The organism is Cribrihabitans marinus, assembly GCF_900109035.1.
GTDB lineage: Bacteria > Pseudomonadota > Alphaproteobacteria > Rhodobacterales > Rhodobacteraceae > Cribrihabitans > Cribrihabitans marinus.
Map to the genome: position 1 here is coordinate 441,997 of NZ_FNYD01000001.1, position 18,426 is coordinate 460,422.

The 18,426-nt window shown below is 69.0% G+C and carries 19 protein-coding genes, 1 tRNA gene and 1 pseudogene; 9 read left to right on the plus strand and 12 right to left on the minus strand.

The features are described from left to right. The first annotated feature begins 67 nt into the window (after positions 1 to 67). The 5 genes from BMX57_RS02190 to BMX57_RS02210 all read left to right on the plus strand — a co-directional run bounded on the left by BMX57_RS02190 (position 68) and on the right by BMX57_RS02210 (position 4,842). Entirely contained in the window at positions 68 to 361 is a 294-nt protein-coding gene (locus tag BMX57_RS02190; RefSeq protein WP_092362057.1) for a hypothetical protein, read from the plus strand. Between the two features lie 108 nt (positions 362 to 469). Continuing rightward, a complete protein-coding gene (locus BMX57_RS02195) occupies positions 470 to 1,756 on the plus strand; it encodes a homoserine dehydrogenase (protein WP_092362059.1) in 1,287 nt (428 codons plus the stop codon). 70 nt (positions 1,757 to 1,826) lie between these two features. Beyond that, on the plus strand, positions 1,827 to 2,792 hold the full coding sequence (gene glpX / locus BMX57_RS02200; protein WP_092362061.1) for a class II fructose-bisphosphatase: 966 nt from the start codon (positions 1,827 to 1,829) through the stop codon (positions 2,790 to 2,792). A gap of 108 nt (positions 2,793 to 2,900) precedes the next feature. Further along, the gene (gene recJ, locus BMX57_RS02205) at positions 2,901 to 4,643 is read left to right on the plus strand and encodes a single-stranded-DNA-specific exonuclease RecJ (RefSeq protein ID WP_092362063.1); all 1,743 of its coding nucleotides are present in this window, start codon (positions 2,901 to 2,903) and stop codon (positions 4,641 to 4,643) included. 124 nt (positions 4,644 to 4,767) lie between these two features. Further along, a tRNA-Glu gene (locus tag BMX57_RS02210) sits at positions 4,768 to 4,842 on the plus strand. Between the two features lie 57 nt (positions 4,843 to 4,899). Here the strand turns inward: BMX57_RS02210 and eutB are convergent. After that, positions 4,900 to 5,907 carry a hydroxyectoine utilization dehydratase EutB gene (gene eutB / locus BMX57_RS02215; protein WP_373283072.1) on the minus strand — a complete coding sequence of 336 codons (1,008 nt, stop codon included), beginning with the start codon at positions 5,905 to 5,907 and terminating at the stop codon, positions 4,900 to 4,902. A 148-nt stretch (positions 5,908 to 6,055) separates the two neighbouring features. On the opposite strand from eutB, the gene BMX57_RS02220 reads away from it, so the two are divergent. Genes BMX57_RS02220 through BMX57_RS02230 form a run of 3 tightly spaced genes read left to right on the plus strand, consistent with a single transcriptional unit; the run spans position 6,056 to position 8,712 of the window. Further along, complete coding sequence (locus tag BMX57_RS02220) at positions 6,056 to 7,612, plus strand: caspase family protein (RefSeq protein ID WP_177175360.1); 1,557 nt, start codon at positions 6,056 to 6,058, stop codon at positions 7,610 to 7,612. Continuing rightward, the gene (locus BMX57_RS02225; protein WP_143057864.1) at positions 7,582 to 8,283 is read left to right on the plus strand and encodes a hypothetical protein; all 702 of its coding nucleotides are present in this window, start codon (positions 7,582 to 7,584) and stop codon (positions 8,281 to 8,283) included. The genes BMX57_RS02220 and BMX57_RS02225 overlap by 31 nt, the downstream gene beginning before the upstream one ends. Before the next feature lie 12 nt (positions 8,284 to 8,295). Next, positions 8,296 to 8,712 (plus strand): hypothetical protein, encoded by a 417-nt coding sequence (locus BMX57_RS02230; RefSeq protein WP_143057865.1) that lies wholly within the window; start codon positions 8,296 to 8,298, stop codon positions 8,710 to 8,712. Here BMX57_RS02230 and BMX57_RS02235 read toward each other — a convergent pair. The 11 genes and pseudogenes from BMX57_RS02235 to ectA form a co-directional block, all read right to left on the minus strand. Then, positions 8,709 to 8,981, minus strand: coding sequence for a DUF6522 family protein (locus BMX57_RS02235; RefSeq protein WP_092362073.1), 273 nt, complete (start codon positions 8,979 to 8,981; stop codon positions 8,709 to 8,711). The genes BMX57_RS02230 and BMX57_RS02235 overlap by 4 nt on opposite strands. A gap of 5 nt (positions 8,982 to 8,986) precedes the next feature. Beyond that, the gene (locus tag BMX57_RS02240; protein ID WP_092362075.1) at positions 8,987 to 9,211 is read right to left on the minus strand and encodes a hexameric tyrosine-coordinated heme protein; all 225 of its coding nucleotides are present in this window, start codon (positions 9,209 to 9,211) and stop codon (positions 8,987 to 8,989) included. A gap of 42 nt (positions 9,212 to 9,253) precedes the next feature. Next, positions 9,254 to 9,670: an RrF2 family transcriptional regulator gene (locus BMX57_RS02245; RefSeq protein WP_092362077.1), complete on the minus strand. Its 417-nt coding sequence runs from the start codon at positions 9,668 to 9,670 to the stop codon at positions 9,254 to 9,256. Between the two features lie 70 nt (positions 9,671 to 9,740). Further along, a complete protein-coding gene (locus BMX57_RS02250) occupies positions 9,741 to 11,342 on the minus strand; it encodes a 5-guanidino-2-oxopentanoate decarboxylase (RefSeq protein WP_092362079.1) in 1,602 nt (533 codons plus the stop codon). Next, a pseudogene (locus BMX57_RS02255) lies at positions 11,339 to 12,525 on the minus strand (pyridoxal phosphate-dependent aminotransferase). Before BMX57_RS02255 ends, BMX57_RS02250 begins: the two are co-directional and overlap by 4 nt. A 54-nt stretch (positions 12,526 to 12,579) precedes the next feature. Continuing rightward, positions 12,580 to 13,230 (minus strand): phosphoglycolate phosphatase, encoded by a 651-nt coding sequence (gene gph / locus BMX57_RS02260; RefSeq protein ID WP_092362231.1) that lies wholly within the window; start codon positions 13,228 to 13,230, stop codon positions 12,580 to 12,582. Next, entirely contained in the window at positions 13,227 to 13,784 is a 558-nt protein-coding gene (locus BMX57_RS02265; protein WP_092362081.1) for a thioredoxin family protein, read from the minus strand. The genes gph and BMX57_RS02265 overlap by 4 nt, the downstream gene beginning before the upstream one ends. Before the next feature lie 151 nt (positions 13,785 to 13,935). Beyond that, positions 13,936 to 15,369, minus strand: a complete 1,434-nt coding sequence (locus tag BMX57_RS02270; RefSeq protein WP_092362083.1) for an aspartate kinase — start codon at positions 15,367 to 15,369, stop codon at positions 13,936 to 13,938. A gap of 46 nt (positions 15,370 to 15,415) precedes the next feature. After that, the gene (locus tag BMX57_RS02275) at positions 15,416 to 15,808 is read right to left on the minus strand and encodes an ectoine synthase (RefSeq protein WP_092362086.1); all 393 of its coding nucleotides are present in this window, start codon (positions 15,806 to 15,808) and stop codon (positions 15,416 to 15,418) included. A gap of 3 nt (positions 15,809 to 15,811) precedes the next feature. Next, positions 15,812 to 17,107 carry a diaminobutyrate--2-oxoglutarate transaminase gene (gene ectB, locus BMX57_RS02280; protein ID WP_092362088.1) on the minus strand — a complete coding sequence of 432 codons (1,296 nt, stop codon included), beginning with the start codon at positions 17,105 to 17,107 and terminating at the stop codon, positions 15,812 to 15,814. Between the two features lie 51 nt (positions 17,108 to 17,158). Further along, complete coding sequence (gene ectA, locus BMX57_RS02285; protein WP_092362090.1) at positions 17,159 to 17,689, minus strand: diaminobutyrate acetyltransferase; 531 nt, start codon at positions 17,687 to 17,689, stop codon at positions 17,159 to 17,161. 240 nt (positions 17,690 to 17,929) lie between these two features. Between ectA and BMX57_RS02290 the strand changes: the two genes are divergently transcribed. Beyond that, complete coding sequence (locus tag BMX57_RS02290; protein ID WP_092362091.1) at positions 17,930 to 18,415, plus strand: MarR family winged helix-turn-helix transcriptional regulator; 486 nt, start codon at positions 17,930 to 17,932, stop codon at positions 18,413 to 18,415. The last annotated feature ends 11 nt before the right edge of the window (positions 18,416 to 18,426 follow it).

Consider the following 18,426-nt stretch of genomic DNA (forward strand, 5'->3'; position numbering starts at 1 on the left):
CCCCGCTTGCACCTTTCCGCGGGCCGGGGCATCACGGGATGGCGCGTCCCGCCACCGGAGAGCGAAGATGCACAGATGGACCGGTCCCGCGATGATCGCCGCCCTTGCCCTCGGCGGCTGCGTCGAAGTGCCGGAACTGGAGGGGACCATCGCACCCGACCTGGAGCGGGCGCGATATCCCGACCTTGTGCCGCTCGACGCGGCCCTTGGCCGCCGCCCCCCGCCACGGGAGGAATCGCAGGAAATCGAGGACGAGCTTTCCGCGCGCGTCGAGGGTCTGCGCAGCCGCGCCGATGCCCTGCAGGCACCGCTCCTCGGGGATGCGGACCGTCAGCGCCTGCAGCCGGCCAACCGCCCCTGACGCCGCACCGCTTCGAGCGTTGCACCCGTGGGGCGAAACCGCTAAGGCAAACCCGCGACGGGCGCCTTGGGCACAAGACCCGGAGATCAGGCAGAAAGGATCCACGGTATGGCGCAGGCGCTGCGGCTTGGAATTGCAGGTTTGGGAACGGTCGGCGTGGGCGTCGTCAAGATCGTGCGCCGGCAGGCGGCGCTGCTGGCCGCGCGCACCGGCCGGCCGATCGAGATCGCCGCCGTCTCGGCCCGCTATGCCGGCAAGGACCGCGGTGTGAGCCTGTCGGGCTATGACTGGGAGGACGACGCGGTGGCGCTGGCGCGGCGCGACGACGTGGATGTCTTCGTCGAGCTGATGGGCGGCTCGGACGGGCCGGCCAAGGCCGCGACCGAGGCGGCGCTGGCCGCCGGCAAGGACGTGGTGACCGCCAACAAGGCGCTGCTGGCGATCCACGGCCAATCCCTGGCCGAACAGGCCGAGGCGGCCGGGCGCGTGATCCGCTTTGAGGCCGCGGTCGCCGGCGGCATCCCGGTCATCAAGGCGCTGACCGAAAGCCTGGCGGGCAACGACATCACCCGGGTGATGGGCGTGATGAACGGCACCTGCAACTATATCCTGACGCGGATGGAGTCGGAGGGCCTTGGCTATAACGCGCTGTTCGAGGAATGCGCCAAGCTGGGCTATCTCGAGGCCGATCCGAACCTGGACGTGGGCGGAATCGACGCCGCGCACAAACTGGCGCTGCTGGCGGCCATCGCTTTCGGCACGAAACCCGATTTCGACGCGGTCGAGATCGAGGGGATCCAGCGCATCAGCCTGGACGATATCCATCAGGCCGCCGACATGGGCTATCGGATCAAGCTGCTGGGCGTGGCCAAGCGCACGCCGCGCGGGCTGGAGCAGCGCATGCAGCCTTGCCTGGTGCCCGCCGAGTCGCCCCTGGGCCGGCTCGAGGGCGGCACCAACATGGTGGTGATCGAAGGCGACGCGGTGGACCGGATCGTGCTGCACGGCCCCGGCGCCGGCGAGGGCCCCACCGCCAGCGCGGTGCTGGGCGACATCTGCGACCTGGCGCGCGGGTTCCGCCTGCCGACCTTCGGGCAGCCCGCCGCCAGCCTGGAACAGGCGCAGCCGGCGCGCACCGGCCTGCCGGCGCCGTATTACCTGCGCATGGCGCTGCTCGACAAACCCGGCGCGCTGGCCAAGGTCGCGGCGGCCCTGGGCGATGCCGGCGTCTCGATCGACCGGATGCGCCAATACGGCCATACCGACACCACCGCGCCGGTGCTGATCGTGACCCACAAGACCACCCGCGCCGAGATCGACACCGCGGTCGAGGCGCTGTCCCGCACCGACGTGCTGGCCATGGATCCGGTCGCGCTCAGGATCGAGGAAGTCTGACCCCGCCCCTTGCGGCGGCAACGGCAAGCGGGCTATGCCGCCCTCAACGCCCCTGACCGGAGAAAGCCAGATGAGCCCCACGAAATACGATTTCAACGACCGCATGCTGTCCCTGGGGCTGGCGCGCGTGGCCGAGCAGGCCGCCATCGCCTCGGCCTCGCTGGTCGGGCGCGGCGACGAGAAGGCCGCCGACCAGGCCGCCGTCAACGCCATGCGCGAACAGCTGAACCTGCTGGACATCGCCGGGGTCGTGGTGATTGGAGAGGGCGAGCGCGACGAGGCGCCCATGCTGTTCATCGGTGAAGAGGTCGGCACCGGCGACGGGCCGGGCGTGGACATCGCCCTGGACCCGCTGGAGGGCACCACGCTCACCGCCAAGGATATGCCCAACGCGCTGACCGTGATCGCGCTTGGGCCGCGCGGCTCGATGCTGCACGCGCCGGATGTCTACATGGACAAGCTGGCGGTCGGTCCCGGCTTTCCCGAGGGCGTCGTGTCGCTGGACATGGACCCGGCCGAGCGCGTCGAGGCGCTGGCCCGCGCCAAGGGCTGCGCGCCCGCCGACATCACTGTCTGCATCCTGGAACGCCCGCGCCACGAGGAGATGATCGCGCAGGTGCGCGGCACCGGCGCGTCGATCCGGCTGATCACCGATGGCGACGTGGCCGGCGTGATGCACTGCGCCGAAAGCGCGATCACCGGCATCGACATGTATATGGGCCAGGGCGGCGCGCCCGAGGGTGTGCTGGCGGCGGCGGCGCTGAAATGCATGGGCGGGCAGATCTTCGGCCGGCTGGTGTTCCGCAACGAGGACGAGAAGGCGCGCGCCGACAAGGCCGGGATCACCGATCTCGACCGCATCTATGCCCGCGACGACATGGTCACGGCCGATGTCGTCTTTGCCGCCACCGGCGTGACCGGCGGCTCGCTGCTGCCGCGGATCAAGCGCGAACCCGGCTGGGTCGAGACCACGACGCTGCTGATGCGGTCCAAGACCGGCTCGGTGCGCCGCATGTCCTACCGCACGCCGGTCTGAGACCGCGCGCGGGGATGCGGCTTGCGCCGCAGCCTCCGGCGGGAGTATTTGTGAAACGGTGAAAGGCCGGATCCGCACAGGGTCCGGCCGTTGCATGAGAGGTGAGCGGTGGCATTTCTGGGCGTTGAGCGATCCTTGAGCGGCCGGCGCTGGATCGGGCCTTCGGGCGAGGTCGACCGCGCCGCGGGCATGCTGGCGCAACGGACCGCCCTGCCCGACCCGGTGTGCCGGGTGCTGGCGAGGCGCGGCGTGCCCCCGGAGGAGGCCGCCGCCTTCCTGGCGCCGACGCTGAAGGAGTTGCTGCCCGACCCGCGCGACCTGAAGGACATGGAGGACGCGGCGGCACGGGTGCTGCGCGCGGTCGAGGCCCGCGAGCGGATCGCCGTCTTTGCGGATTACGATGTCGACGGGGGCAGCTCGGCCGCGCTCCTGCTGATCTGGCTGCGCGCGGCGGGGCGCGCGGCGACGCTCTATGTTCCCGACCGGATCGACGAGGGCTATGGCCCGAACGAGCCGGCGATGGCGGCGCTGGCGCGGGATCACGACCTGATCATCTGCGTCGATTGCGGCACGCTGAGCCACGCGCCGATCGCCGCCGCGCAGGGTGCCGACGTGATCGTGCTGGACCACCACCTGGGGGGCGAGACCCTGCCCGACTGCCTGGCCGTGGTGAACCCCAACCGGCAGGACGAGAACGGCGATCTGGGCCATCTCTGCGCCGCCGGGGTGGTGTTCCTGCTGCTGGTCGAGATGCGCCGCCAGATCCGGGCGGCGGGCGGCGCCGGCGGGCCGGACCTGATGTCGCTTCTGGACCTGGTGGCGCTGGCCACGGTGGCCGACGTGGCGCCACTGGTCGGGGTCAACCGGGCACTGGTGCGCCAGGGACTCAAGGTCATGGCCCGGCGGCAGCGGCCCGGGCTGGTGGCCCTCTCGGACGTGGCGCGCATGGACGCACCGCCCAACACCTATCACCTGGGGTTCCTGCTGGGTCCGCGGGTGAATGCCGGCGGGCGCATCGGCAAGGCCGACCTTGGCGCGCGGCTCCTGGCCACCGACTCGCTGGTCGAGGCCGAGGCCATCGCCAGCCAGCTGGATGCGCTGAACACCGAACGGCGCGAGGTCGAGGCCGCGGTGCGCGCCGCCGCCCTGGAACAGGCCGAGGCGCGTGGACTGGACGCGCCGCTGGTCTGGGCGGCCGCCGACGGCTGGCATCCGGGCGTCGTGGGCATCGTCGCCTCGCGCCTCAAGGAGGCCGCCAACCGCCCGGCCATCGTCATCGGTTTCGACGGGGCCGAGGGCAAGGGCTCGGGCCGCTCGGTCGCCGGCGTCGACCTCGGCGCGGCGATCCAGAAGCTGGCCGCCGAGGGGCTGCTGATCAAGGGCGGCGGGCATCGCATGGCCGCGGGCCTGACCGTGGACCGCGACCGGCTGGAGCCGGCGATGGAACGGCTGTCGGACCTGCTGGCCAAGCAGGGCGCCGGCCAGGGCGGCCCGGCGGACCTGGCATTGGACGGCGTGCTGATGCCCGGGGCGGCGACGGTCGAGCTGATCGAACAGCTGGACCAGGCCGGCCCCTATGGCGCCGGGGCGCCGGCGCCGCGTTTCGCCCTGCCGGACATGCAGGTGCGCTATGCCAAGCGGGTCGGCGAGTCGCATCTCAAGCTGTCGCTGTCCGACGGCATGTCCGGCAGCCTGGACGCCATCGCTTTCGGCGCCTTCGAGGGAGATATGGGACCGCGCCTGGCCGATCACGGCGGTGCGCGCTTCCACCTGGCCGGCCGGCTGGAGGTGAACAGCTGGCGCGGCCGCCAGAGCGTGCAGCTGCGTCTCGAGGACGCCGCCGAGGCGTGAATTTCCGGCAAATTCCCGGCGCCGCGACGAGGCCGGGCGATAGCCAAAAAAGTTTCCGCGGCCCGACTTTTTCCGCTTGCAGCACTGCCCGTGAAACCGTAAAAGCCGCCCCACAAGACAGCGTGGCCCGTTCGTCTATCGGTTAGGACGCCAGGTTTTCAACCTGGAAAGAGGGGTTCGATTCCCCTACGGGCTGCCACTTCTTCCTCTCCCGAGATTGCCGCCAATCCCCACGCATGAATGGGGCGCCGTCTGGTCAGCGACGATATGGCTGGCCCGGGATGACATGTCCGTCCAGATCGACCTCCTGCCCGGTGACGACGCGGGTGAAGACCTCCATGTCGGGATTGCGCCCGGTGATGACCGTGGCGGTCACGCCCTGCGGTTCGATCCGGCCCGACAGGACCGCCGCCAGCCCGACGACGCTGCCGCCCTCGGCGACCATCCGGTCCTCGTAATAGAGCGTCTGCATGGCGCGGTAGATCTCGGCCTCGCTGACCAGCACGGTCTCGTCGATCAGGCGGCGGCACAGGGCAAAGGTCAGGCGGTTGTCCCGGCCGATGCCGCCGCCCAGCGAGTCGGCGAGGCTGGGCACCTCTTCCACCTCGACCGGGTGGCCGGCGTCGATGGCGGCCTTCATGGCCGCGCCGCGCTCCATCGTGATGCCGACGACCCGCAGATCCGGCTTGATCGTCTTGGCGGCCAGCGCGATCCCGGCGGCCAGCCCGCCGCCCGAGAGCGGCACCAGCAGCGTCTGCAGGTCGGGCCGCGCCTGCAGCATCTCCAGCCCGATTGTGCCCTGCCCGGCGATCACATGCGGGTCGTCGAAGGGCGGGATCTCGGCCAGTCCCTGTTCGGCGACGAGACGCAGGCACTCGACATGCGCCTCGTCCTGGGAGCGGCCGCTGATCGCCACCTCGGCGCCCAGCGCGCGGATTCCCTCGACCTTGGCCCGGGGCACCAGCTCGGACATGCAGATCACCGCGCGCAGACCGCGCCGGGCCGCGGCATATGCCACGCCGCGCCCGTGATTTCCGGTCGAGCAGCAGGTCACGCCGGTGGTCTCGGGCGGCAGCGCCGCGATGGCGTTGAGCGCCCCGCGCAGCTTGAACGCGCCGATGGGCTGCGTAGATTCCAGCTTCAGCAGGAACGCCGCGCCGGTGCGCTCACTCATGAACGGCGATGGCACGAGCGGCGTGTTGTCGGCCACGCCGGCGATCACCCGCCGCGCGGCCAGAATGTCGGACAAGTCAAGTTCCACGATGCACTCCGATACTGGCCTCGCGGGCACGCTAGTCGAAAGCGGCGCGGCGCGAAACCGGGCGGGCGTCAAGGCAGGTGCAAAGCGCGCGGCGCTGGGCTAACGTCGCGTCATGGTCGGTGTCCAATCCCTGTCCGTGCCGGCGGCGCCCTTGCTCCGCCTTGTCTGCGTGGCGCTGCTTGCGGCGCTGCCGCTCCATGCCGGCGAGCGGGTCGCCCTGCTGATCGGCAACGCGGATTATTCGACCCCGGGCATGTCGCTGCGCAACCCCGTCAACGATGTCGACGCGCTGGGCGAGGCGCTGCGCGGACTGGGCTTTGCCGTGACCGAGGTCACCGACCGCGACGGGGCGGCGATGGCGCAGGCGGTCGAGACCTTCGGCCGGGATGCGACCGGGGCCGAGATGGCGGTGTTCTTCTATGCCGGGCACGGGGTGCAGATCAGCGGCGAGAACCACCTGATCGGCACCGATTTCTCGGGTGGCGACCTGGGCGCGCTGCGCCGATCCTCGATCACGATGGGCCGGGTGCGCGACGCCATCAGCCGCGCCGGGCCCGAGATCGGCATCCTGATCCTGGACGCCTGCCGCAACAACCCGTTTTCGGAGCGTGGCCTCGTCGAGCGTGGGCTGGTGCGGGCGCGGGGCGGCGCCGGTCTGCTGATCGCCTATGCCACCGATCCGGGCAACGTGGCCTATGACGGGTTGGGCGAGAACAGCGTGTTCACCGCGGGCTTGCTGGACCATATCGGCACACCGGGGCTGGATGCGCGGCTGATGCTGGGACGGGTGCGCCAGCAGGTGGTGCTGGAGACCCAGGGGCGGCAAGTGCCCTGGGTCGAGGAATCGGTTCTCAGCGAGCACAGCTTCGCCGCCGCGCTGCCCGCCGAGGAGGCGCCGGACGACGCCACCGCGGCCGAACTGGCGCGCTGGCGCGGGATCGCGTCCGAGACCGATCCGGAGGCGTTCCGCGCCTATCTGCGCGACTATCCCGAGGGCCTGTTCGCCGGGTTCGCCCGCGACCGCATCGCCCGCCTGCAGGCCGCAGGTCCCGCCGTGGCGGAGGCCGGCGCACCGGTCGAGACGGTTCTGGCCGCAGCCGAAACCGACAGGATGGCCGCGGCCCTGGCGGCGCTGGGCCTGCTGGATCCCGGCCCGGCCCGCGCCGTGCCCGGCGAGCTGCGCCCGGCGCTGGAGCGCTACCGGCGGCAGCTGCCCGAGCGCACCGAGCTGAGCAGCGACCAGCTCTACAATGACGCGGCGCGGGTCTCGACCTTTCTCGCGGCCACGACGCTGCAACGGCTGCGCACCGACATCGTCGCCCTGCGCAGCGTCGAACGCACGCTGGACATCGCCGAGGATGCGATGCGCCAGATCGAACAGATCGCCGAGACCGATCCCGCCGCGCGCCCGATCCTGCGCCAGGCGGAAAGCGATCTCTACGACATCCGCCGCTCGCGCGGGATCATCCTGCGACGGCTGGACCAGAGCCGCAGTTATTATGACGAGATCCTGGCCCGCGCCGTGCGCTTCTTTCCCGAACGCGCCACGCTGGAACTGGTCGGCGCGACGGATGCGGGGCGCGACCTGGGCGCGGGCGGCGAGACCCTGACTCGCGATGCGGCGCTGTTTCTGCGGCACGTGGCACAAACCAACGAAACAAACGAGGGGAGTTACAAATGGTTGGCGGATCTCATTCCACAAGAGTGATCGCGGCGATGCTGGCCGCGGCAACGGCGCTTTCGGCCTGCGGCGGCGGGGGCGATACGGCCGAGGTCACGACGGTTCAGCCGGGCAGCAGCCAGGCCGAGGCGGATCTGGCCAAACAGGCCGCGGCGATGCAGAAGACCATCCTGCAGGGCGCGCTGGCCGGCGGCGCCGCGGGTGGGGCCATCGGCTTCGGCCTGGGCGGCAGTGACGATGCCGGCAGCGGCTTTACCATCGGGCTGGGCGCGGGCGCGGCGGCGGGCACCTACGTCGCCTTCGTGCAGCGGAAATACGCCAACCGCGAACGCCGCCTGGGCCAGATCAAGAGCGACCTGGACCGCAACGCCGCCGAGATGCAGACCACGATCAACGTGATGAACCAGGTTCTTGCGGCGCAGAAGGCGGAGCTGGACGCGCTGCGCGCCCAGGCCGCCGCGGGGGCCGCGACCCCGGAGCAGGTGCAAGCCGAAGTGACCGAGGCCAATGGCAACCTGGCCCAGATGCAGATCGCCATCGACGGCGCCAGCAAGCGGCAGGCCGAGTTCACCGAGGCGCGCGGCTTGACCGTGGCCGGAAACCAGGCCGCCTCGCCGATCGATGGCGACCTGGCCTCGCTGTCCAACCAGATCGCGCAGATGAAGGGCATCGCCAACGACCTGGCGACGTCGCTTTGAATGGGGACCGTGATGATGCGCCCCGCCCTGCTCCGCCTTGTCGCGCCCGCGCTCTTGCTGGCGGGCTGCCAGACCACCAGCGACCCGGCCGAGGGCGGGTTCTTCGACGGGGTGTCGGGGATCGCCAGCGGCAGCTATGACGCCCGGATCGACACCGCCGAGGCCGATGTCGCCGGGGCCCAGGCGCGCAACGAAGCGCTGGCGGCGCAGATCCGCGGCTCGGAATCCGAGCTGGCCCAGCTCAAGCTGCAGATCCTTCAGCAGCGCAACACGCTGGGCACACCGGACGCGGCCACAGCGTCGCGCATCGACCGGGTGCTGAACGACACGCCCGGCGGGGCCACGCCGGATGCGCGGCTGGCCGCGCTGCAACGCTCGATCTCGGAGGCGCGCGCGCTCAGCGCCGACCTGGCCCGGCTGTCGGGTTAATCCCCTGCAGCGGGGCGCCGCGCGGCGGGAAAGCGCGACCGCTTGACGATCTCGCCGGCGGCATCGACCGTCATCCGCAGGGCCTGGCCGTCATGGTAGAAGGTGAAGCGCCAGTTGCCTTCATCGGCCTCGACGCCCTTCTCGCAGACCGAGGTGATGGCCCCGGCGCGCATCAGTTCGGGCACCTCGGTCGCGGTGACGCCGAAGGCCTCGGCCAGAACCTGCGCGTCGACGACGAACTCGCCGCCGTTGCGTTCCACCTGCGTCATCCGCGTCACCGCCAGTAATTGTTGGCCGCGGCGACGGTGGCGAAATGCGTGGCGACCACCTGGCTGGCCTCGATCAGCCGTTCGGCGTCTTCGGCATATTCCGCGCGCAACCGCTCGCGGATCTCGGCCTCGGGCTGGGTCATCTTGACCGCGACCCGCGCCAGCTTGACCGCGAGGTCATAGCCCTCGGCAGGGGTTTCGGTGATCAGGCTGGGCAACCAGTCGGACATGTCTCGCTCCTTCTTGTGCGGTTTCGCGGCCGGTATCCGCAGCTAGACGGAGACCGGCGCAGGCAGCGCGATATCGGCCAGGGTCGAGCGGTCGAGATCGGCCAGAAAGGCGCGCTCGGCCGACCGCAGCCGGACCTTGAGCCGGCAGCACCCGTCGATAGTGCAATCGGCGCCGCCGGGCCCGAAGCACTCGACCAGCGCCTGCCCGGCCTCCAGCACGCGCACAACCTCGCCCAGGCGGATATCACCGGGCGGCCGCGTCAGAACCGCGCCGCCGCCCGCGCCGCGCCGGGTCTCGACGATGCCGGCCTGCGCCAGGCGCTGCATGATCTTGCTCAGGTGATTGCGCGACAGATCGAACTCGGCCGCCAGCTCGGCGGTGCTGAATCCCCGGTCCGGCGCGCTGGCCATGCGCATCAGCATGCGCAGCCCGTAATCGGTAAAGGATGTCAGGCGCATCCGGCGATCTCCGCTTAAATGGATATTGTAGATACCTATTTCACATTCGGCGTATCCCGGCAAGGGGGCGTCAGAAGGACGCGGCGAACCCGGTCGCGTCAATCTCGATCATGCGCGGTCCATCGGGCGGCGCATCCGCGCGCAGGGCGGCGGCAAAGGCTTCCGGGTCGGCCTCGATCCGGGTGAACAACATCCGGCAAGCCTTTGCAATGGCTTGAAAATCCGGCGGCTCCGGATCGCAGCCCACTACCGCCACACCGGCATCGCGCATCGACGTCTCGATCTCGCCATAGCCACGGTTGTTCCAGATCACGAAGGTGATCGGCAGCCGCTCCTGCACCGCGACCATCAGTTCGGGCAAGGTGAATTGCGCGCCGCCATCGCCGGCGAGGCACAGCACCGGCGTCTCCGGTGCGCCCAGCGCTGCACCGATGGCCGCGGGAATGGCATAGCCCAGGGCACCAAAGCCGGTGGCGGAATTGAACCAGCCGCCGGGCCGGTCGTGATCGTGGTAGAGGTTGCCCGCATAGGTCAGCTGCGTCGAGTCGCCCACCATCACCGCGCCGGGCATGGCCTCTCGCGCGGCCGCAAGGTGCCGGCACAGAGCGCGCATCGCGGGTCCGATCTCCTGCCAGGCGCCGGCGCGGGCCGCTTCGGCCCGGCCCGGCCCGTCGTCCGTGTCGGCCGTCCCGTCGCCCAGGTCAGCACGCAGCGCCGTCAGGACGGAACCCGCATCGGCGCGTATCGCAAGTTCCGCCGGGTGGCGCGCCAGCTGCGCGGCGCTCAGGTCGACGCGCAGCAGTGCCGGCAGGTCCGGCAACCCGCCGAGGCCATACATGTCATAATCGGTCGGGCCCAGCTCGGTGCCCAGCGCCAGAACCAAATCCGCGCCTTCGATCAGGTCGCGCACCGCACGCAGGCTTGGGCTGGCCGGCACGCCGAGCGGATGGGCATGCATCAGGCCGCGCGCGTTGACCGTCTGCACCACCGGCGCATCGCAGCGCTCGGCCACGGCTCGCAGCGCATCGCCGGCGCGCCGCACGCCGCCCCCGGCCAGGATCACCGGGCGCCGGGCGCGCTTGAGCCGCGCCGCGATATCCGCCACATCCGACGGATCGGGCCCAGACGCGCCGGCGGCCGGTGCGGGATCGGTTGGCGTTGCAAGCGGCAGCGGCGCGACATCCAGAGGGATCTCGACATGCACCGGGCCGGGCCGCTCGGATGCAAAGAGATCAAACGCTGCATCCAGCGCCGGCGCCAACGCCTCGGCCCGGTCGACCTGCAGGGCCCGCAGCGCGACACCGGCGGACAGGCCCAGCTGGTCGGGCAACTCGTGCAGATGCCCCAACCCCTTGCCCAGGCTCGCGCGCGCATTGACGCCCGATAGCACCAGCATCGGCACGCTGTCGGCGCGGGCCTGGGCCATCGGCGTCAGAGTATTGGTCAGCCCCGGCCCGGTGATGACCAGCGCCACGCCCGGCCGACCGGTGACGCGGGCATAGCCGTCGGCCATGAACCCGGCCCCTTGCTCGTGGCGCGGCGTGACATGGCGGATGCCCGAGGCCGCCAGCCCGCGATAGAGCTCGATCGTGTGCACCCCGGGGATGCCAAAGACCAGATCGACGCCGCGCGCGCGCAACGCCTGAACCAGCCCCTCGCCGATACGGGTCATGCCGCGTCCTCCTTCAACTGGTTGAGATGGGTTGTGATGCGGTTGCAGGCCTCGTCCAGCCGGGCGTCCTCCACGGTCAGCGCCACGCGCACCCAGTCCCGCATGGTCTGGCCGAACGAAGAGCCGGGCATCACCGCAACGCCGCCACGGGCCAGCAGGTCGCGCGCATAGGCCGCGCCGGTCAACCCGGTCGCGGCGACATTGACCATGGCGAACATCCCCGCCTCGGGCATCTTCACGACCAGGTCGGTCTCAGTGTCAAGCCGCCGTTGCAAAAGGGCGGCCCGGGCGGCGAAGCGTGTGCGCATGCCCGCGGCCACGGGCGAGCCGTCGCGCACCGCCCGCTCGGTCATGTCGGCGATGAAGGGCTGGTTTCCGAACAGCATCGTCTCGGACAGCGGCAGCGCGGCCGCAGCAAACGCCTCAGGGCCGATGCACCAGCCGCTGCGGAACCCAGGCGCGGCATGGCTCTTGGAGATCGACGAGGCCACCACGACCCGCTCGGCCAAGTCCTCAAAGGCCAGGGGCGAGACGAAGGTGGCGCCATCGAACACAAGGTCCTCATAAACCTCGTCCGAGACGATCCACAGGTCATGTTCCCGGGCCAATGCGCCGATGGCGGCGATGTCCTCTGCGGTCAGGATCGCGCCGGTCGGGTTGTGCGGCGTGTTGAGCAGGATCGCCCGGCTGCGCGGCGTGATCCGCGCGGCGATATCCTCGGCCTGCAGGCGGAACCCGTCCTCGGGGCGCAGGGGCACTGGCACCATCGCGGCGCCGCTGGCCCGGATCACGCCCTCATAGGTGGCATAGAGCGGATCGCCCACCAGCACCTCGCATCCCGGCTCGGCGATGGCCATGAACGTGGCATAGAGCGCGGTCTGCGTGCCGGGAAGCAGATCACCTGGTCGGCCCCGATGGCGCGGCCGGTACTGCGGGCGTAGCGGTCGGCCAGCGCCGCGCGCAGGCCCGGCTCGCCGCGCCCGTCGGAATAGCCGGTGCGCCCGGCGCGCATCGCGGCGGCGGCCGCGTCGGTCAGGGAGTGCGGCGTCGGCACGTCGGGCTCACCGATGGTCAGCTCGATGATGTCCTCGCCCCGGGCCGCGCGAGCGCGCGCCTCGGCATGGACCTCCCATTTCTCGCCGCCCAGACCGGCCAGGCGTTCGGTGATCGATGCGTATCTCATGACATCTCCATCGCCTTGTTCCCGACCGGCCGTGCCGACCACGGCAGCAGGTTGTCAGACCGACGCCGGTGCGACCAGCCCGGCCAGATCCCCGAAGTGGTCGAACACCGCGTGATGCGGCAGGTCTGTCACCGGTCCCTTGCGGTAGCCGCCCGAGAACAGCAGGAACGGCACCCCCGCGCGTTGCGCACATTCGGCATCCACCTCGCTGTCGCCAACGAAAAGCCCGGTTTCGTGGCCCAGCAACGCAAAGGTGTGCCGCAGCGGCGCTGGGTCGGGCTTGCGCCGGGACAGGCTGTCGCCGCCCACAACCGCGGCGATATGCGTGCCCAGGCCCAGGAGCGACAGCACCCTTCGCGCCGGCGCCTCGGGCTTGTTGGTGCAGACCGCCAAGGGATGACCCCGCGCCGCAAGCGTCTCCAGCATCTCGGGTACGCCGGGATAGGGCCGCGTCAGGTCCGCCGGGGCGCGATTGTAATGCTCCAGCATTGCCGCAACCATGTCGTCATGTCGCCCGGGATCCAGGTCCAGGTGCTCGATGACACGATCGACCAGCGACGGCACGCCCCTGCCGACGAATGAGCCGACGGTCGCAAGCGTCAGCGGCGCCTGCCCGATCCCGTCCAGCATCCGGTTGACCGCGGCGTGGATATCCGGCGCGCTGTGGACCAGCGTGCCGTCCAGGTCGAATACGACCGGCGTCACGAGGCGGGTTTCCACTTGATCGAACAGCCCATCGACGGGATCTGGTCGCGCGGGCCCTGTCCGGTCTCGGCCACCTGTTTCATCGCCTCATAGAGGTCGCGGCGCGCGTCCCCCGGCCCGGCCGCGCGGCCCGAGGCATCCAGGCGGCCGCGATACTGCAACTCCAGATCCGCGTTGAATCCGAAGAAGTCCGGCGTGCAGTCCGCGTCATAGGCCCGTGCCACCGATTGCTCGGCATCGTGCAGATAGGGAAAGGGGAAGTCCCGCACCCGCGCCATCTCGGCCATCGCCCCGAACCCGTCCTCGGGATAGGCCTGCGCGTCGTTGGAACAGATAGCGGCAACGCCCACCCCCAACGCCTGCAGGTCGCGCGCGTCGCGCAGGATCCGGTCGAGCACCGCCAGCACATAGGGGCAGTGGTTGCAGATGAACATGATCAGCGTGCCCTTCGGCCCGGCGACCTGGCCCAGCCGATAAGTCTGGCCATCAGTGGCCGGAAGGATGAAATCAGGCGCCTTCCAGCCGAATGCGCAAACAGGTGTCGATACCGCCATGTCGCCTCCATTCTTCCTGCCGCCCGGATCGGCCATGGCGATCTGCGGCCTTCCCGCACATGCAACCACCCCGCCCCGCCGGGCGCAAACGAAAAAAAACGGAGGCCCGGGTGGGCCTCCGTCCGATGTCGCGACTTGTCCGATGTCCGGTTCAGGCAGCCTCGGCCTGCTGCAGAGCCTCGGGCTCAAAAAAAACGTCGTGCAGCGCCTTGACGCCCGTGTCCAGATCGTCGCGGGCGATCACGAATTGCACGTCCACGTTTCGCGGTGTCTGGTGCGCCGCGATGACCTTGACCTTCTGGTCCTGCAGCGCCTGCAGACCGGTGCACAGGACATCAATGCCCGACAGGTCGCGGCCGATGGCCGACACGATGCCCAGCGACTGCATGGTCACGGTGGCCGAGGGATAGAGCTGGTGCAGATCCCGCTCGACCCGGCGCACCGATTTCAGCGAGGCCTCGACATAATGCGTGATCGTGTTGGCGTTCGAGGTCTTGGACACGATGCGCACGTTGTGGCGGCGCAGCGCCTCCAGGATGGCGGTGTCGTACCCCTTGACCCCGACCATGTCCTGTTCGAACAGCTCCAGTGCCACGACACCCAGCCCGGTCAGGATCTCGACCGACGGCCCGCTGGCCGGTCCGTCGTCGATCAGCGTGCCGGGATCGTCGGGCTCGAACGCGTTGGTCACGCGCAGCGGGATGTCCGACTGGCGCAGGGTCTTGGCCGCCTTGGGGTGGATCGCCTCCATCCCCATGTTCGACAGCTGGTCTGCCACGTCATAGTTGGTGTGCCCCAGCTTGCGCACATTCTCGGCGCCGACCAGCTTGGGATCGGCCGAGGAGAGGTGGAACTCCTTGTGGATGATCGCCTCGGACGCGCCGGTATGGGCGGCGATGTTCGAGAACGTGACCTCGGAGTAGCCGCGGTCGAACTCGCGCATCAGCCCGTCGCGGCACTGCGCATAGCCGGTGACGATGGGCATCTCGACGCTCAGGTCGATGCCCTTGAGACCGGCTGTGATGCGGTCCTGCAGGGTATAGTCCCCCTCGTCGCGCCAACCGCTGAGGTCGACGAACCGGGCGTCGATCCCGGCACGCTGCAGCATCAGCGCGGTCACGAAGGCGGAATGCGCCTCGCCCAGGCCGGACAGCAGCTCGCGGATCACCATCATCTGGCTGGACAACCGGAAATGGCCATAGGAACACAGGCGCCGCAGGTCGAACAGGCAGCTGCGCGCCCCCTCGGTCCGCTCGCGCACGAATTCGTCGGCCATCGCCAGGTCGCCATCATGGTCGAGCACCTCGCCATGGGCCTTGCGCATGGCTTCGGCCACGCCGGTCAAGGCGTCCAGCCAGCCGTGGTCGTCGTCGCTGTTGGAGAACAGGCCGAAGACGCCGGGCGTGCCGGATTTCTTGTGCTCGAGCAGCAGGTCGGTGATGCCGCCGAAGGCCGAGACCACGAAGATCCGGCCATAGACATCCGCGCCTTCACGACCGCCGAGGAACAGCGTGTCGCGCAGGTCGCGGATCCGGCTCATCGATGTTCCGCCGATCTTCTCGACGGTGTGTTTTGGAAACGTCACGGTTTCACTTACCCGGCCATTGTCGCCGGGCCCTTCTATTTCGGTTTCAGCTGTCGGCAAGCGCGTAGGACCCGTCTTCCTGGTGGACCTCGTTGCCGGTCACCGGGGGGTTGAACACGCAGGCCATGACAAGCTCTTCGTCGGCGCGCAGGGTGTGGCGGTCGTGCTTGTCCAGCGCGTACATCACACCGGGTTCGATCGCATGGGTCTCGCCGGTGGCCAGATCGGTGATCGAGCCCTTGCCCTGCATGCAATAGACGCTTTCGAAGTGGTTCTTGTATTCGAACGTGTGCTCGGACCCTTCCTCGAGGAAGGTGATGTGGAACGAAAATCCCATCTTGTCCTGCTCCAGCAGCATCCGCACCGATGTCCAGTTGGCGTCGGACACCACGCGGTCACGCTCGGTTTTGACGATCTTGTTGAAGTCTCTGACAATCATGGTTCACTCCGCCGCCTGTTTGAGGCCGTGCGCCGCGTCGCGGGCGGCTTCGGTCAGGATCGAGAGGCCCTTGGCAAAGGTGTCCTGCGGGGTGGTGAGCGGCGCCAGGATCTTGACCACCTGGTCCTCGGAGCCCGAGGTCTCGACGATCAGCCCGTTCTGGAAGGCGCGCGCACAGATGTCCGAGGCCAGTTCGCCGGTGCCGACATCCACGCCCTGCATCAGGCCGCGGCCCTTGACATAGGCACCCGGCAGCATCGCGGCGATATCCGCGAGCGCGGTGGTCAGCATCAGCGCCTTGTCGGCCAGCTCGCGCTGGAAGGCGTCGTCGGACCAGAACTTCTCGATCGCCACGCGGGCGGTGACGAAGGCATGGGTGTTGCCACGGAACGTGCCGTTGTGCTCGGCCGGGCCGAACACGTCATGCTCGGGCTTGACCAGCACCAGCGCCATCGGCAGGCCGAAGCCGGACACCGATTTCGCCATCGTCACGATATCGGGTTCCACGTCCATCTCCTCGAACGAGAAGAAGGTGCCGCAGCGGCCGCACCCGGCCTGGATGTCGTCGATGATCAGCAGCGCGCCATGCGCCCTGGCCATATCGGCGATGCGGCGCACCCATTCGGGGCTCGCGGCGTTCAGGCCGCCTTCGCCCTGCACGGTTTCGAGCAGGATCGCGGCGGGCGCATCGATACCGCCCGAGCTGTCTTCGAGCATCTGCTGCAGGAAGTCGGCGCTGTCGAAGCCGTTGTCGAAGAAGCCGTCATAGGGCATCCGCGTCACGTCGGGCAGGCTGGAGCCGCCGGCGGCGCGGTGATAGCCGTTGCCGGTGGCCGCAAGCGCGCCCAGCGTCATGCCGTGGAAGCCGTTGGTGAACGAGATGACATTGCTGCGCCCGGTGATCTTGCGCGCCAGCTTCAGCGCCGCTTCGACGGCATTGGCGCCGGTCGGGCCGGTGAACATGATCTTGTGATCCATGCCGCGCGGCTTGAGGATGTGCTGCTCGAAGGCCGTCAGGAACGATGCCTTGGCATCCGAGTGGAAATCCAGGCCATGCGACAGACCGTCGGCGGCGATATGGGCGATCAGCGCCTCTTTCATGTCCGGGTCGTTATGGCCGTAATTCACCGACGAGCAGCCGGCGAGGAAGTCGATATAAGTGCGGCCCGCCTCGTCGGTCAGCTCGGAGCCCTGGGCGCGGGTGAAGACGGTGTCGAAGTTGCGGCAATAGCTGCGCACCTTCGACTCGCGTCGCTTGAAGATCGATTGCTTTTCAGTGCCAGTCTCGGCAAGGGTCATGGGACATCCTTCGGGGTTGAATGGGTTCAGAACGGGCGGTCGCAGCATCGCTCAGGCGGCGCGGCGCGCCTCGGCGGCCAACTTGATCGTGACCATGTTCTCGGTTTCGTGACGGTCGCGGAAATGCAGCGCCTGCGTATAGTAGGGCTGGACATCCAGCTTCGTGCGCTGGGAGCGCGCGAAGCGGCGGAACAGCGACCAGGACGCGTCGTTGTTGCTGGTGATCGTGGTCTGCATGCGGGTCACATCCGCACATTCGTCGCGCGACACCAGTTCGCGCAGCATGAGCGACCCCAGACCGGTGCCGCGCGCGTCCTCGGACACCGCCACCTGCCAGACGAACACCGTCTCGGGATCGTCGGGAATGACATAGGCGGACACCCAGCCGGCGGTCTTGCCGTTCAGCTCGGCCAGAACGCAGGTGTCGCGGAAATGGTCGCACTGGACCAGGTTGCAATACATCGAGTTCTCGTCGAGCGGCTTGCATTCGCGCACCAGCTCCCAGATATCCGCACCATCCTTCGCGTCGGGTTTGCGAAGAACGGGAAAGGGTTTCCTGAACAGTTCAAGTGCGTGCTGCATGGCTGGTTTCGCCTCCTCATTTACTTCGGCAACCTAAATAACATTCACCCCAAGTTACTTCAACCTTCAAAGCATTTATTTGTGGCGCTTCGGCCGCAAATAGCGCGTCTTGGCGCATTTATGGTGTATTCCAGCCAAGCAGACAAAGGGTTTTCTCAAAGCAAAGTCGTTCATCTTGACTTATTGAATTTTCGGCGATCTTCTGCCAACATCGGTCGATTTCAAAGGACAGGAGGCGATATGGACCGAGTCGACAGCAGCCTTGTCGCCCTGCGCCGAATCCTGCGCGCGACCGAGCTGTTCGGGCGCGAACTGGCGGAATCGGCCGGGTTGACCGCGGCCCAGTTCCGGGTGCTGCAGGTGGTGGCCGAGAAGGGCCAGACCACGGCCAAGGAGATCTCGCAACAGATGCGCGTGTCGCAGGCGACCGTCACGGCGCTGGTGGACAAGCTGGTGGGCCACGGGCTGGTTCAGCGCATCAAGTCGCTGACCGACCGCCGCCAGATCAACATCGTCATCACCGAGACCGGCCGCCGCACCATCGAATCCGCCCCCGACGCGCTGCAACAACGCTATGTGCGCGAATTCACCGCCCTGTCCGACTGGGAACAGTCCATGATCGTGGCAGTGCTCGAGCGGGTGTCGGCGATGCTGGATGCCGAGGATCTGGATGTCGCGCCGGTGCTCGATGCCGGCGACCTCAGGCAACCGGGCGAGGCGGGCTGAACCGCACCGGC

Excerpts from the sequence above, each read along its gene's own strand:
- BMX57_RS02250 (WP_092362079.1), bottom strand. The coding sequence starts at position 11,342 with ATGACCCGTATCGGCGAGGGGCTGGTTCAGGCGTTGCGCGCGCGCGGC.
- BMX57_RS02275 (WP_092362086.1), bottom strand. The coding sequence starts at position 15,808 with ATGATTGTCAGAGACTTCAACAAGATCGTCAAAACCGAGCGTGACCGC.
- BMX57_RS02195 (WP_092362059.1), top strand. The coding sequence starts at position 470 with ATGGCGCAGGCGCTGCGGCTTGGAATTGCAGGTTTGGGAACGGTCGGC.
- BMX57_RS02235 (WP_092362073.1), bottom strand. The coding sequence starts at position 8,981 with ATGACGCAGGTGGAACGCAACGGCGGCGAGTTCGTCGTCGACGCGCAG.
- BMX57_RS02245 (WP_092362077.1), bottom strand. The coding sequence starts at position 9,670 with ATGCGCCTGACATCCTTTACCGATTACGGGCTGCGCATGCTGATGCGC.
- BMX57_RS02190 (WP_092362057.1), top strand. The coding sequence starts at position 68 with ATGCACAGATGGACCGGTCCCGCGATGATCGCCGCCCTTGCCCTCGGC.
- ectB (WP_092362088.1), bottom strand. The coding sequence starts at position 17,107 with ATGACCCTTGCCGAGACTGGCACTGAAAAGCAATCGATCTTCAAGCGA.
- glpX (WP_092362061.1), top strand. The coding sequence starts at position 1,827 with ATGAGCCCCACGAAATACGATTTCAACGACCGCATGCTGTCCCTGGGG.
- BMX57_RS02265 (WP_092362081.1), bottom strand. The coding sequence starts at position 13,784 with ATGGCGGTATCGACACCTGTTTGCGCATTCGGCTGGAAGGCGCCTGAT.
- BMX57_RS02290 (WP_092362091.1), top strand. The coding sequence starts at position 17,930 with ATGGACCGAGTCGACAGCAGCCTTGTCGCCCTGCGCCGAATCCTGCGC.
- ectA (WP_092362090.1), bottom strand. The coding sequence starts at position 17,689 with ATGCAGCACGCACTTGAACTGTTCAGGAAACCCTTTCCCGTTCTTCGC.
- BMX57_RS02225 (WP_143057864.1), top strand. The coding sequence starts at position 7,582 with ATGGTTGGCGGATCTCATTCCACAAGAGTGATCGCGGCGATGCTGGCC.
- BMX57_RS02230 (WP_143057865.1), top strand. The coding sequence starts at position 8,296 with ATGATGCGCCCCGCCCTGCTCCGCCTTGTCGCGCCCGCGCTCTTGCTG.
- BMX57_RS02240 (WP_092362075.1), bottom strand. The coding sequence starts at position 9,211 with ATGTCCGACTGGTTGCCCAGCCTGATCACCGAAACCCCTGCCGAGGGC.